This window comes from Janthinobacterium sp. GW821-FHT03C10 (assembly GCF_059420865.1).
In genome coordinates this window covers 210479-223357 of sequence record NZ_JBWKUN010000005.1, presented here as the reverse complement: position 1 = coordinate 223357, position 12879 = coordinate 210479, and the positions used below count along the sequence as shown (strand labels likewise).

The following is a 12879-nucleotide window of genomic DNA, read 5'->3' as shown; positions in this document are numbered from 1 at the left end:
TTCCTCAGTAGTCGGGCTCGAAATCGAGCAAGGATTCGCGGCCTGGCAATTCGGCCCACACGGCGCGCTTGAAGTCGTCGTCGGCCTTGCTCCAGGCGATGATCTCGTCGAGCGTGCGCAGGCAGCCTTCGCACAAGCCGCTGTTGCGGTTCATCTTGCACAGGCTGACGCATGGCGACGGCACCGGCGACGGGAGCGGAACGGCTGGCGGAGGTGGGGGAGCGACCATCATGGAGCGGCATCGGTAAACGTGAAGGCTTTCATTATGCCGCGAAACCGCGCCGGCGAGGCGATGGCATCGCCTTGCAATGTTTCCGTGAATATATTTTCCAGCGAAACAATGGTCAACAACTGCTCTTCCGGAAATATATTTTTCACACATTCTCACTCTACGGGTGCCCGTCCTACACCACGATCAGGCCAGATCCTGCTTGACTTGAGACATTTCAGAACTATACTACCATCCATACAGATGGCAAATGGATGCCACGTGGAGTTTTTGGAGAGATATGGCCAAGCAAGACAGCAAGCCCAAAATTGGGGAATCCGAGAAAATCACCATCAACCTGGGCTTGATCGACCTGGGGCAGATCGATCTGCTGGTCCAGGAGGGATTTTATTCCAACCGCACGGATCTGATCCGTACGGCCATACGCAACCAGCTGGGCACCCACGCCGACGTGGTGAAACAGACCGTCGCCCGTAAAAGCCTGGTATTGGGCATGCAGCATTACTCGCGCGCCGACCTGGAAGCGATCCAGGCAGCCGGCCAGCGCCTGCAGATACAGGTGCTGGGACTGGCCAGCATCGCCAGCGACGTCTCGGTGGAACTGGCACTGGCCACCATCGAGTCGATTTTCGTATTAGGTGCCCTGCACGCCAGCACCGTCGTCAAGACGGCGCTCGCAGGGCGAATTCACTAGCGTATTGGTTCGCGGCGATGACCCGGCCGATGCGCGGCACCGTTAAGGATGGTCATGAAACTACCTCTCAACATGCTGGCGCAGATGCGCGCCGCGACCCGTAATCTGATGGGCAGCGGCCCTGCCGCCGCCACCGAAGCGATCCAGCAGGCGCTGTCTGCGGCCGGCCTGGCGCCGCAAGCGGCCGCCACGCAAGCGCCGCCACCGCAGCCGATGCGCGACATTAATCCGCCACCTGCGCCGCCACCGGCACAGGCCCGGGCCGGGCAGCCGCAAGCTGACGCCGCACCGGAAGCGGCATCGGTGCCGCCCACGCCCGCGCAGGCGGCGCAGGACTTCGCACAGGATTTCATGGCGCGCCTGGGCGTGCCGGCCGGCCTGGGCCAGCACAGCTTCGACATGCCCAGCTTCGAGCTGCCGAATTTTCATCCGCCCGGCTTCAACGCGCCGGCCACCACGCCGGCGGAGATCCCCGCCGGCGCGCAGTTCATCGATGGCGTGTACCGCAACCATGCAGGCACGCGTTCGTACAAGCTGTATATCCCCAGCAGCTACCACGGCCAGGCCATGCCGCTGATCGTCATGCTGCACGGCTGTACGCAAAATCCCGACGATTTCGCCGCCGGCACGCAGATGAATGCGCTGGCCGAAGAAAAGGAGTGTTTTGTCGTCTACCCGGCGCAGACGCAGGGCGCCAACAGTTCGCGCTGCTGGAACTGGTTCAACGCCATCGACCAGCAGCGCGGCCAGGGCGAACCGTCGCTGATCGCCGGCATCGCGCAGCAAGTCATCGACGACTACCCGGTCAACGAGCGTGAAGTGTTCGTCGCCGGCCTGTCGGCGGGCGGCGCCATGGCCGTCATCGTCGGCACCCTGTACCCCGACCTGTTTGCCGCCGTCGGCGTGCATTCGGGCCTGCCCTTCGCCTCGGCGCAGGACTTGCCGTCGGCGCTGGCCGCCATGAAGGGCGGCGCCATGCCCAATGCCCAGCGCAAGGCGCCGGCAGGCGGCGTGCCCATCATCGTTTTTCACGGCGACCGCGACACCACCGTCAACCCGCGCAATGGCGATGAACTGATCGCCCAGGGCGTGCGCAGCCAGGCGGGCGGCAAGGCGGCCAGGGCCGCCTCCGTCGACGGCAGCGTGCCGAACGGCCACCGCTACACGCGCACCACGCACAGCCAGGCCGACGGCTCGCCGCTGGGCGAACACTGGGTCATCCACGGCGCCGGCCATGCCTGGTCCGGCGGCAGCAACAACGGCAGCTATACGGACGGAAAAGGGCCGGACGCCAGCCGGGAAATGCTGCGCTTCTTCAAGACCGTCAGCTGATGTTTCCGGTGTAGGGCGCGATCTGCCGCTGCTTGTCGGCGATCTCGCATACGCCGTCGGCATAGCGGTTGGAGATGGCGATGAACTGGTCCTGGATCTGCAGGAAGGCGTCGACGATCTCAGCGTCGAAGTGCGAACCGCGTCCCTCGACGATGATCTGCACGGCCTGCGCGTGGTCCATGCCCTGCTTGTAGATGCGCCGGCTGATCAGGGCGTCGTACACGTCGGCCAGCGCCATCAGGCGCGCCGAGATCGGGATATCTTCGCCCGCCAGGCCTTGCGGGTAGCCGCTGCCATCCCATTTTTCATGGTGGCTGTAGGCGATCTCTTTCGCGTACTTGAGGAAATCGACTTCGATGCCCAGCTCGTGTTCGGCCGCCAGGATGGCGTCGCGCCCCAAGGTGGTGTGCGTCTTCATGATGGCCATTTCGTGCGGCTCGAAGCGCCCCGGCTTGAGCAGGATATGGTCGGGGATACCCACCTTGCCGATGTCGTGCAGCGGCGCCGTCTTGAACAGCAGTTCGATATTCTTGTCCGTCAAGAAATCGCGGAAACGCGGCAAGTTGCGCACCTTCTCGGCCAGCGCCTTCAGGTAGTGCGAGGTGCGGCGGATGTGGTTGCCCGTCTCGCTGTCGCGCGTCTCGGCCAGCGACGCCATGGCGTGGATAGTGACGTCCTGCAGCGCCGCCACTTCCTGCACGCGGCGCTCCACTTCCGTTTCCAGGTACTGGTTCTGGTCGCGCAGGAAATCCTGCATCTGCTTCATCGCCAGCTGCGTCTTGATACGGGCCAGCACGATGGGCGCGGAAATCGGCTTGGTGATGTAATCGACGGCGCCCAGGGCCAGACCCAGCTGCTCGTCGGCCACCTCGCTCATGGCGGTGACAAAAATCACGGGGATGCCGGCCGTGGCGGGATCGGCCTTCAGCGCGCGGCACACATCGTAGCCGCTCATGCCCGGCATCATGATGTCGAGCAGGATCAGGTCGGGCTGGTCGCCGCCGGCGGCGATCTTCAGGGCGCGCTCGCCATTGACGGCGATCTTGGTGCGGTAGTCGTCTTCCAGCACCGCGCGCAGCAGGTCGATATTGTCTGGCGTGTCATCGACCACCAGGATGGTTGGCTTGCTTGCCGGCGCTCTCATGCCCGTCCTTCGCTCTGCATAGTTATCCTTATCACAGTGTCAGCTCCAGCACATCGGCCACCTCGCCCAGCTGCGCCAGCGCACCTTCGAAATCGTATTGTCCCAGCATGCGCTTCAACTGGCGCGCATGTTCCGCCTGCCCCGCCGCGACCAGCACGGGACCGATGCCGTCAAGGTGCTTGACGGCCTGCGCATCGTCCTGCTGCAGCAGCTGCGACAGCTCGCGCAAGCCCGCTTCCAGGCAGGCCCGGTCCACCGGCGCCACGTGCGCCACCGGCGCGCCGCCCGCCTCGGCCGCGTTGCCGCGCGACTGCATCGCCAGCACGATCTTCGGCACCAGCTCGTCGAGCGCCAGGGTGCAGGCGGACAGCGCCTGCGGCAAGCCATCGTGCGAGCCCAGGCTGAGCAGGTGCTCGACCCGCGCGGCGCTGTCGGCCAGGCCGCCGGCACCGATATTGCCAGCCAGTCCCTTCAGGGTATGCGCTTCGCGGATCGCCGTCTCGAGCTGGTTGTTCTCGATGGCGGCAACGATGCGCTGCATGGCGTCGAACTGGGTTTCCACAAAACGGTCCAGCAATTTTCGCATCAAAGCGGCATTGCCGCCCACGCGGCGCATGGCCTCCGTCATTTTCAGGCCGGCGATCACGGGCAGCTCCGCGTCCGGCTGCGCCACCGCCGCCGCCATTTCCTGCGGCGCGGCCGGCGCGATCCAGCGCGCCAGGGTGCCGAACAGCTGCGCCACGTCGATCGGCTTGGCGATGAAATCGTTCATGCCGGCGTCCAGGCATTTTTCCTTGTCGCCGACCATGGCATTGGCCGTCATGGCGATCACGGGCAGATTCGAGTAACGGGGATCCTGGCGCAGCTTGCGCGTCGCCTGGTAGCCATCCATCACCGGCATCTGGCAATCCATCAGCACGCCGTCATAGGCGTTTTCCTCGATCTTCGCCAGCGCGATGGCGCCATTGCCGGCGATGTCGACGCGGATGCCGGCGTCGTTGAGAATATGCTGCGCCACTTCCTGGTTCACTTCATTATCCTCGACCAGCAGCAGCCAGGCGCCGCGCAGGGCGCGTTCGTCGTCGCGGTAGCTGCTCTGGCGCTGCGTCTTGCGGCTCTGCCCCGTCACGCCGCCAAACACGAACGATATCTGGTCGAGCAGGGTCGAAGCGCTGACCGGCTTGTTCAACACGCCGTCAAGCGGCAAATCGCGCTGGCGCGCCGCCTCCAGCAGCGCTTCGCGATGGAAGGCCGTGACCATGATGCAGGCCGGCGTGGCATCGATGCCGGCGGCATCGGCGCGGATGCCGGCCAGGGTATCGAGGCCGTTCATGCCCGGCATTTTCCAGTCCATCAGCACGAGGCCGTACGGGCGCCCCTCGGCGCGCGCCTGCGCCACGGCGCCGATGGCCGGCACGCCGCCAAACACGGCCCGCGCCTCGAAGCCGAGCGCCGTCAGCATGCTGACGAAGATTTCACGCGCGCTGGGGTTGTCGTCGACCACCAGCACGCGCAAGCCCTCGAAGCGCTGCGGAGCAAGCAGGCTGTCGCGCGGCACGGCGGCCAGGCCGAAGCGGGCCGTGAAGAAAAAGGTGCTGCCCACGCCCGCTTCGCTGACCAGGTCGATCTCGCCTTCCATCATCTCCACCAGGCGCTTGCTGATGGTCAGCCCCAGGCCCGTGCCGCCATGGTGGCGCGTGGTGGAGGTGTCGGCCTGGGTAAAGGCCTGGAACAACTTGCTGCGCTGGGGCGGCGTCAGGCCGATGCCCGTGTCGCGCACGTCCACGCGCAAGACAGCCGCATGCTCTTCCAGCTGCTGCAGGCGGATGGTGACGACGATCTCGCCCTTGTCCGTAAACTTGATCGCATTGTTGGTGAGATTGATCAGCACCTGGCCCAGGCGCAGCGGGTCGCCCTGCAAGGCGTTCGGCACGTCGGGGGCGATGTCGAACAGCAGTTCGAGCCCCTTGTCCTGCGCCCGCATCACGGACAGGTCGGCGATCTGCGCCAGCACGTCCTCGAGGAAGAAATCGACTTTTTCAAAGGCCATCTTGCCCGCCTCGATCTTCGAGAAATCGAGAATGTCGTCGATGATGGCCAAGAGGTTCTTCGAAGCCGACTCCACCTTCTCCAGGTAGTTGCGCTGGGTCGACGTGAGCTCCGTCTGCAGCGCCAGGTGGGTCATGCCGATGATGCCGTTCATCGGCGTGCGGATCTCATGCGACATATTGGCCAGGAAGTCCGACTTCATCTTGGTCGCATCCTCGGCCACTTCGACGGCATGGCGCAGGTCCTGCTCGACGGCCAGGCTGGTGCTCATGTCCTTGAGCGCCTGCAGCAATTCGCCCGTCTCGTCGCGCGACGTCACTTCGATGACGGAACTGAGGTCGCCATTGGCCACGCGCGTGGCGATCGCCACGGCCTCGCCCAGCGGACGCGTGATCGAGCGCGCCGACCAGGCAAAGGCCAGGCCCGTCAGCAGGGCCGCCAGGCCGATGCCGCCCATCAGCAGCAGCGAGGTATCGATGTCGTTGCGTATCCTGGCCGCGCTGTCGCGGATCAGCTGCTGCTGCAGGTCGTCGAGCTGGCCCACGTACAGCAGCACTTTTTCCAGCACCGGCAAGGTCTGCGTCTGCATGGCCTGCTCGGCGCGGGCATCCTCGCCGCGCTCGACCAGCTCGAACATCGTCTTGAGCGAGCCATAGTAATCGGCGCGCGCCAGGTGCATCTGTTCCAGCAGGCGCCGTTCCTCGGGCCGCGCATCGAGACCGTCGAGGATGCGCACCTGCTCGTCGATGCCTTGCTTGATCGCTTCCAGGCGCGCCTGGTTCGCCTGGCGCAGCGCCAGCTCGTGCTGGTTCGGCAGGTTGCCGATGCGCGTGGCCGCCTCGCGCGCCAGCCCGTGGATCTTGCTGGTGGCCTTGGCGGCGACCCAGTCGCGCTGCAGGATATCGTCGGTCTCGGCGCGGATGGCATAGATGCGGCTGCCAGACAGGACGATGACGACCAGCATCAGCACGATCAACATGGCATAACCGGCATTGATGCGCACGCCGATACTGATATCCCTGAAGCGCATAACTTTCCTATAAGAAATTCTTGAAAATCGAAGTCTGAACGTATTCCCCTACGGAAAGCAAGGTTTATTGCAAAGCAATTGCATGCCGAAGCACTTAATTAGCCGACGTTAGGGCTTGGCAGGAGGTGCCAGGGAGGCGATGTGCGCTTGCAGGCAGGCGGGGCACCAGCAGCCAACGGCGGCGCTGCCGGGCACGGGAACGGCGGGCGGCAGGGCGAGGCACCAGCAGGGTTCCTTGGCGTCCGGGTCGAGCTGGCCGCACTGGAAAGTGGCGCCACACAGGGTGCACTGGCTCATGGCTGTGTTTGAATTGGCAAGTGTGTGTCATGCTGCGCCGGGATGCGACGCAGATGTAACGGGCAGTAAAAGGGCTGGCTGGGGCACATATCGGGCCAGACTATAGGATCATCAGGGAAAATACAACAAGATCGCCCTATAATGCCTCCAGGATTTTCTTCTTCCCTGTAAAATCGCACAAATCTATTTTCCGGACTCGCCATGAATCAACTAGCTAACTTGAACCTGGACATGAATGACGACTTGACGGCGGTGTCGCCGCAAATCAAGGCGCAGATTCTGGCCGAGGCCCTCCCCTACATCCGCAATTTCCACGGCAAGACCATCGTCATCAAATACGGTGGCAACGCCATGACGGACGAACGCCTGAAGCACGGCTTCGCGCGCGACGTCATCCTGCTCAAGCTGGTCGGCATGAACCCGGTCGTGGTGCACGGCGGCGGACCGCAGATCGACAACGCGCTGAAAAAAATCGGCAAGCAAGGCACCTTCGTGCAAGGCATGCGCATCACCGATGAAGAAACCATGGAAGTGGTGGAGTGGGTGCTGGGCGGCGAAGTGCAGCAGGATATCGTCATGCTGATCAACCATTACGGCGGCCAGGCCGTGGGCCTGACGGGCAAGGATGGCGGCTTGATCCGCGCGCGCAAGATGCAGATGCCGGACCGCGAACATCCGGGCGAATTCCTCGACATCGGCTTTGTCGGCGAAATCGACGCGATCAACCCGGCCGTCGTCAAGGCGCTGCAGGACGACGCCTTCATTCCCATCATTTCGCCGATCGGTTTCGGCCAGGATGGCCAGGCCTACAACATCAACGCCGATGTCGTGGCGGGCAAGATCGCGGAAATCCTGAAGGCGGAAAAGCTGATCATGATGACCAACATCGCCGGCGTCCAGGACAAGCAGGGCAACCTGGTGACCGACCTGTCGGCGCGCGAAATCGACGAGATGTTCGCCGATGGCACGATCTCGGGCGGCATGCTGCCGAAGATCTCGTCCGCGCTCGACGCCGCCAAGTCCGGCGTGAACACGGTGCACATCATCGACGGCCGCATCGAACACTCATTATTGCTGGAAGTGTTGACCGAGCAGGCTTTTGGTACTATGATCCGTTCGCACTAAAAAAATCGCAATGCATCACAGCGAGTAGTTTGGCGGCGCAGATCACCTGGCGCCGCTTTTAATTTGCCCTTGTAGCTCAGTGGTAGAGCACTCCCTTGGTAAGGGAGAGGCCACGTGTTCGATCCACGTCAAGGGCACCAACTATATATCCCCGCAGCTGTAAAAATGCCCATGGCGGCGTTGTCCTTCCTCGCCGTACATTCGTACTGTCTTCGTCAGGACGCCTTGCCCTGAACATTTTTCCATCTGCTCTGCTATCTGTCGCCCGCATCGCCTCCGCGTTTCAATACACCCGCTCGACCTTCAAGCCCTTCTGACGCAATAAATCCGGCACGCTTTTCGCTCCGACCAGGTGCAGCACGCCGATGGCGGCCAGGCTGTGCTTTTCGCGCGCCAGCAGCTTGGCGATGCCGTCGGCCAGGGCCGGGTTGCGGCCGTCCAGCAACACCTTTTGCACGAACTGCGCGGCGAACGAGGGGTCTTGCGCAGCCTTGGCCGCCAACTTGTCGAAGGCAGCCGCGTCGGCGTTGCGCCAGGCGTCGGCGATCTCGCGCGCTTCCTGGCTTTGTTCCTGGTCCTCGATCGAGGCCACGCCGTCTTCCAGGAAGCGGCACTGCTCAAACGGCGACATGGCGCCAAACAGCGCCATCTGGCCTTCCATCGATTCGAGTTCCAGCACGGGGATCTTGCGCGCCCTGGCCTGCTGCGACAGATAATTGTCGACAGCCAGGTCGGAGCGGTAGCCCAAGGTGGAAAATTCGCCGATGGCCAGGATGCTGGCCAGCATCCATGGCTTCATCGGCGCCACCGATTCGGCCGGAATGCCGTATTTTTGCAACAGCGGCGCCAGACGCGGGGCCAGGGTCTGGCGGCAGTCGGCAGGCGCTTTGCTGCCCGGCGCCTCCATGCCGTATTTCAGCACGGCGCCCATGGCGGCGCGCGGATCGGCGCCGGGATCGATCTCCAGCGCCAGCGCCCCGGCCTGGTGCAGCGCCTGCGTTACCGTCGGCTCGAGCGGATAAAAATCGGGCGCGCCGACGTGGATGGTGCCGAACAGATACAGGGTGTGGGCCGCGTCCTGCACCTTGAACAGCGCGCCCCGGTTTTGCGCCACGGGCGGCGCTTCGGCGAAGGCCGCCTGCAACGGCAGCAAGAATAATCCGCAAAACATCACTATAATCTGGCGTCGCATGGTTTTCCTGATTGTTGAATTTTTCATCTTCTCTCGCTAGCAAAGACTCTCGTGCCTGTGTCCCATCTTAACCGCTCGTCGCCGGTCTGGCTGTTTGACCTCGACAACACGCTGCACAATGCCTCGCACGCCATCTTCCCCACCATCACGGCCAATATGAACACGTATATTGCCCGGGTGCTGGGCGACGGCGTGACGCCGGCCGACGACGCCATCGTCAATGCGGCGCGCGCGGCTTACTGGCGCCGCTATGGCGCCACCTTGCTGGGCATGGTCAAGCACCATCAGGTGCAGGCCGCGCATTTTTTGCACGAGACGCACGCCTTCGACGATTTGCGCGCCATGATACGCGCCGAGCGGGGACTGGGGGCTTTACTCAAACGCCTGCCTGGCCGTAAAATTTTACTCACCAACGCGCCGCTGCGCTATTCGAGCGACGTGATGCGTCACCTGGGACTGCGCCGGCACTTTTCACACCACGTCGCCATCGAGGCGATGCAGGTGCACCGCCAGCTGCGGCCCAAGCCATCGACGCTGATGCTGCGCAAACTGATGCGCAAGCACCAGATCCGCCCTGGCCGCTGCATCCTGGTGGAAGACACCCTCGCCAACCTGAAGGGCGCAAAAAGACTGGGCCTGCGCACGGCCTGGGTCACGCAATACCTGAAAATGGCCGATCCGATCGGCGTGGCGAAGCTGCCCAAGGCGTTAAATCGCCCCGCTTACGTCGATGTCAAAGTAAAATCTGTCCGGCATTTGGCACGCCGCCTTCACCGTCTGCGTTGAAGGGGACTCCTGGGCTTGCGGCTGACGCCGGAAGCCGCACCGCTAGCGGCGGTGACGGACCTCCCCATCAAGGCAGCATTTTTTTTAACGACAAGAGAAAATATGGCAAGCACACCGCCGGGCCAACGCAGGCTACAAATTCTTCAGGCCCTCGCCGCAATGCTGGAGCAGCCGAAAGGCGAAAAGATCACCACCGCCGCACTGGCGGCCAGACTGGCCGTCTCGGAAGCGGCCCTGTACCGCCATTTCGCCAGCAAGGCGCAAATGTTCGAAGGGCTGATCGAATTCATCGAGTCGAGCGTCTTCGGCCTGATCAACCAGATCGCGGAAAAGCACAGCGACGGCATGACGCAGACGCGCGACATCATCGGCATGCTGCTCAATTTCGCCATCAGCAATCCGGGCATGACGCGCGTGCTGATCGGCGACGCCCTGGTCAATGAGGACGAGCGCCTGCAAGTGCGCATGAACCAGTTCTACGACCGCGTGGAGCTGGCGCTCAAGCAGGCCTTGCGCGTGGCCGCCGCCGAAGGCCATGGCAAGGAAAGCGAAGTGGCGGCACGCGCCACCCTGATCGTCAGCTTCGTCATCGGACGCTGGCACCGCTACGCCAAGAGCGGCTTCAAGATCAATCCCTCCCAGGAAGCGGCGCTGCAAATCGCCATGCTGCTGGGGTAAGTCACCGCCGCGGCTGTCCCCATGCATACCGACTGTTTCGCCCTGCTCGACGACGCCAGCACGCCCGGCGCCGGTTCGCGCCTGTACACGGGCCTGGCGGCGGTCCTGCGGTGCAGCGAGGGGGAGCAGTGGCCGGCCCTGCTCGAAGGGCTGCAAGCGGCCTTGGAACGCGGCCAGTACGCCGTCAGCGTGTGCAGCTACGAGCTGGGCGCGCACTTGCTGGCCATGCCGCCGCGCGCGGCGGGTCCCGGCGCGCCGCCGCTGGCGCAGGTGCTCGTCTTCGAACACTGCACCCAGCTGTCGCAGGACGAGGTGCTGCAGTGGCTGGCCGCACGTACGCCGGCGATGGAAACGCCGGCCGGCATCGCCGGCATCCGCGCGAACGTGGATCAGGCCGAATTCACGCGCGCGCTGGGGCGCATCCACGACTACATCGTGGCCGGCGACACCTATCAGGTCAACTATACGTATCGGCTGCGCTTCGATGCCTTCGGCTCGCCCCTGACCCTGTATGCGCGGCTGCGGGAACGCCAGCCCGTGCCGTATGGCGCGCTGGTGATGCTACCCGATGGCGGCGCCCTGCTGTCGCTGTCGCCGGAACTGTTCGTGCGCCATGCGCAGGGCGAGCTGACGGCGCGTCCGATGAAAGGCACGGCGCCGGCCGCCCCGCCTGAACAAACGGACGAAAACGCGCGCCGCGCCGCCGCCCTGGCCAATGATCCGAAAAACCGCGCGGAAAACCTGATGATCGTCGACCTGCTGCGCAACGACATCGGCCGCATCGCCGCCACGGGCTCCGTCAAGGTGCCGGCCCTGTTCCAGGTGACACGCTACAGCAGCGTGCTGCAGATGACGTCCACCGTGCAGGCGCGTTTGCGCGGCGACGCCAGCCTGGCCGACATCTTCCAGGCCTTGTATCCATGCGGCTCGATCACGGGGGCGCCGAAACGCCGCACCATGGAAATCATCGCCGAACTGGAGCCGGCGCCGCGCGGCATCTACACGGGCGCCATCGGCTGGTTCGATCCGCCGGCCATCGGCACGGCCCACCCAATGGGTGACTTCTGCATGTCGGTGCCGATCCGCACCCTGGCCCTGCAGCCGGCGGGCCCTGACGGCCTGCGGCGCGGCGAGATGGGCGTGGGCGCCGGCATCGTCTTGGACAGCGACCCGCACGAGGAATTTGCGGAATGCCAGCTCAAGGCCCGCTTCCTGACGGGGCTGACCAATGACTTCGAACTGTTCGAGACCCTGCACGCGAGCCGCGCCGGCGGCTGCCGCCAGCAGGAGCGCCACCTGGCGCGCCTGGCCGCCTCCAGCGCCTACTTCGGTTTTGCCTGGGACCAACATGCTGCCCGCGCCGCGCTGCAGGCAGCGTGCGCGGCGCGTCCCGACGATATCCCCTTCCGCCTGCGCCTGGCGCTGCGCCAGGATGGCCGCTTCACGACGCAAAGCGGTGCGCTCAGCGCCTTGCCGGACACGGTCACCATCCTGCTGGCGTCCGACGCCACCACGGCGGATGACCTGTTCCTGCGCCACAAGAGCAGCGTGCGCGCGGGCTATGACGCAGCGTGGCGCGCGGCCGAGGCGCAAGGCGCCTTCGACATGCTGTTCTTTAACGAGCGGGGCGAGCTGACGGAGGGCGGGCGCAGCAATGTCTTCGTCCGGCTCGATGGCCGCTGGCATACGCCGCCCCTGTCCTGCGGCCTGCTGCCCGGCGTGCAACGCGCGGCCATGCTGGCCGATCCCGCATGGAATGCGCAGGAAACCATCATCACGCGCGCCATGCTGGCGCGGGCAGATGCCATCGTCGTGTGCAATGCGCTGCGCGGGGCGCTGCCGGCAAAACTGATTACTTGATGTCAACCTGCATCTCGTAGCCGCCGTAGATCATCCGCTTGCCATCGAACGGCAGCTTGGCCGGATCCATCATCTCGGCCAGGCGCGGGTCTTTCATGACCTTGTCGTTGATTTCATCGCGCTTGGCACGCGACGCATACACGATCCATGAAAACACCACCACTTCGCCATCCTGCAAGTCCACCGCCTGCGGAAACGAAGTCAGCTTGCCCGGCTTGACATCGTCGCCCACGCACTCGCGAAATTCCAGCGCGCCATACTCGCGCCAGACGGCGCCGCAGGCGCGCGACATGGCCAGATAGGTATCGAGCTTGGCCTTCGGTACGGGCACCACAAATCCATCGACATACACCATGATGTTCTCCTTTGTTGTGACAAACGCGAACAACCAGCTTAGGACAATGATGGCAAGACGACAAGCACGGCATTGAAAAAAAAGCAGGCGCGCTGGCCTGCTTGTGTG

The 12879-nt window shown here is 64.1% G+C and carries 13 protein-coding genes and 1 tRNA gene; 7 read left to right on the top strand and 7 right to left on the bottom strand.

Going from position 1 to position 12879, the window contains the following annotated elements; all coding sequences use genetic code 11:
- Positions 1 to 4: 4 nt before the first annotated feature.
- Positions 5 to 154 carry a DUF1289 domain-containing protein gene (locus AC07VH_RS18075; protein ID WP_230504287.1) on the bottom strand — a complete coding sequence of 50 codons (150 nt, stop codon included), beginning with the start codon at positions 152 to 154 and terminating at the stop codon, positions 5 to 7.
- Between the two features lie 74 nt (positions 155 to 228).
- Entirely contained in the window at positions 229 to 378 is a 150-nt protein-coding gene (locus AC07VH_RS18070) for a hypothetical protein (RefSeq protein ID WP_475418101.1), read from the bottom strand.
- 131 nt (positions 379 to 509) lie between these two features.
- On the opposite strand from AC07VH_RS18070, the gene AC07VH_RS18065 reads away from it, so the two are divergent.
- Together AC07VH_RS18065 and AC07VH_RS18060 are read left to right on the top strand one after the other, a co-directional pair.
- Positions 510 to 923 carry a CopG family transcriptional regulator gene (locus tag AC07VH_RS18065; RefSeq protein WP_034752801.1) on the top strand — a complete coding sequence of 138 codons (414 nt, stop codon included), beginning with the start codon at positions 510 to 512 and terminating at the stop codon, positions 921 to 923.
- 54 nt (positions 924 to 977) lie between these two features.
- On the top strand, positions 978 to 2255 hold the full coding sequence (locus tag AC07VH_RS18060; protein ID WP_494787578.1) for an extracellular catalytic domain type 1 short-chain-length polyhydroxyalkanoate depolymerase: 1278 nt from the start codon (positions 978 to 980) through the stop codon (positions 2253 to 2255).
- On the opposite strand, the gene AC07VH_RS18055 is transcribed toward AC07VH_RS18060, so the two are convergent.
- From AC07VH_RS18055 to AC07VH_RS18045, 3 genes are all read right to left on the bottom strand, one after another.
- Complete coding sequence (locus AC07VH_RS18055; RefSeq protein ID WP_494787579.1) at positions 2248 to 3399, bottom strand: response regulator; 1152 nt, start codon at positions 3397 to 3399, stop codon at positions 2248 to 2250. The two genes, AC07VH_RS18060 and AC07VH_RS18055, sit on opposite strands and share 8 nt — an antisense overlap.
- Positions 3400 to 3430: 31 nt before the next feature.
- Entirely contained in the window at positions 3431 to 6478 is a 3048-nt protein-coding gene (locus tag AC07VH_RS18050) for a response regulator (RefSeq protein WP_494787580.1), read from the bottom strand.
- A 108-nt stretch (positions 6479 to 6586) separates the two neighbouring features.
- Entirely contained in the window at positions 6587 to 6775 is a 189-nt protein-coding gene (locus tag AC07VH_RS18045; protein WP_494787581.1) for a cysteine-rich CWC family protein, read from the bottom strand.
- Positions 6776 to 7006: 231 nt separating this feature from the next.
- Between AC07VH_RS18045 and argB the strand changes: the two genes are divergently transcribed.
- Positions 7007 to 7900 (top strand): acetylglutamate kinase, encoded by an 894-nt coding sequence (gene argB / locus AC07VH_RS18040; protein WP_010393729.1) that lies wholly within the window; start codon positions 7007 to 7009, stop codon positions 7898 to 7900.
- Positions 7901 to 7965: 65 nt separating this feature from the next.
- A tRNA-Thr gene (locus tag AC07VH_RS18035) sits at positions 7966 to 8040 on the top strand.
- A 143-nt stretch (positions 8041 to 8183) separates the two neighbouring features.
- Here the strand turns inward: AC07VH_RS18035 and AC07VH_RS18030 are convergent.
- Positions 8184 to 9053, bottom strand: a complete 870-nt coding sequence (locus tag AC07VH_RS18030) for a TraB/GumN family protein (RefSeq protein WP_489629281.1) — start codon at positions 9051 to 9053, stop codon at positions 8184 to 8186.
- 90 nt (positions 9054 to 9143) lie between these two features.
- Between AC07VH_RS18030 and AC07VH_RS18025 the strand changes: the two genes are divergently transcribed.
- The 3 genes from AC07VH_RS18025 (at position 9144) to pabB (ending at position 12416) form a co-directional block, all read left to right on the top strand.
- Positions 9144 to 9878 carry a pyrimidine 5'-nucleotidase gene (locus AC07VH_RS18025; protein ID WP_121670813.1) on the top strand — a complete coding sequence of 245 codons (735 nt, stop codon included), beginning with the start codon at positions 9144 to 9146 and terminating at the stop codon, positions 9876 to 9878.
- Positions 9879 to 9980: 102 nt separating this feature from the next.
- The gene (gene slmA / locus AC07VH_RS18020) at positions 9981 to 10556 is read left to right on the top strand and encodes a nucleoid occlusion factor SlmA (RefSeq protein ID WP_070313104.1); all 576 of its coding nucleotides are present in this window, start codon (positions 9981 to 9983) and stop codon (positions 10554 to 10556) included.
- 21 nt (positions 10557 to 10577) lie between these two features.
- Complete coding sequence (pabB, locus tag AC07VH_RS18015; protein ID WP_494787582.1) at positions 10578 to 12416, top strand: aminodeoxychorismate synthase component I; 1839 nt, start codon at positions 10578 to 10580, stop codon at positions 12414 to 12416.
- On the opposite strand, the gene AC07VH_RS18010 is transcribed toward pabB, so the two are convergent.
- On the bottom strand, positions 12409 to 12771 hold the full coding sequence (locus tag AC07VH_RS18010) for a DUF1428 domain-containing protein (protein ID WP_494787583.1): 363 nt from the start codon (positions 12769 to 12771) through the stop codon (positions 12409 to 12411). The two genes, pabB and AC07VH_RS18010, sit on opposite strands and share 8 nt — an antisense overlap.
- Positions 12772 to 12879: the final 108 nt, after the last annotated feature.

What these genes read in the sequence shown, in the direction of transcription:
- AC07VH_RS18055 (WP_494787579.1), bottom strand. Translation starts at nt 3,399, where the DNA reads ATGAGAGCGCCGGCAAGCAAGCCAACCATCCTGGTGGTCGATGACACG.
- pabB (WP_494787582.1), top strand. Translation starts at nt 10,578, where the DNA reads ATGCATACCGACTGTTTCGCCCTGCTCGACGACGCCAGCACGCCCGGC.
- argB (WP_010393729.1), top strand. Translation starts at nt 7,007, where the DNA reads ATGAATGACGACTTGACGGCGGTGTCGCCGCAAATCAAGGCGCAGATT.
- AC07VH_RS18010 (WP_494787583.1), bottom strand. Translation starts at nt 12,771, where the DNA reads ATGGTGTATGTCGATGGATTTGTGGTGCCCGTACCGAAGGCCAAGCTC.
- AC07VH_RS18065 (WP_034752801.1), top strand. Translation starts at nt 510, where the DNA reads ATGGCCAAGCAAGACAGCAAGCCCAAAATTGGGGAATCCGAGAAAATC.
- slmA (WP_070313104.1), top strand. Translation starts at nt 9,981, where the DNA reads ATGGCAAGCACACCGCCGGGCCAACGCAGGCTACAAATTCTTCAGGCC.
- AC07VH_RS18060 (WP_494787578.1), top strand. Translation starts at nt 978, where the DNA reads ATGAAACTACCTCTCAACATGCTGGCGCAGATGCGCGCCGCGACCCGT.
- AC07VH_RS18050 (WP_494787580.1), bottom strand. Translation starts at nt 6,478, where the DNA reads ATGCGCTTCAGGGATATCAGTATCGGCGTGCGCATCAATGCCGGTTAT.
- AC07VH_RS18075 (WP_230504287.1), bottom strand. Translation starts at nt 154, where the DNA reads ATGAACCGCAACAGCGGCTTGTGCGAAGGCTGCCTGCGCACGCTCGAC.
- AC07VH_RS18045 (WP_494787581.1), bottom strand. Translation starts at nt 6,775, where the DNA reads ATGAGCCAGTGCACCCTGTGTGGCGCCACTTTCCAGTGCGGCCAGCTC.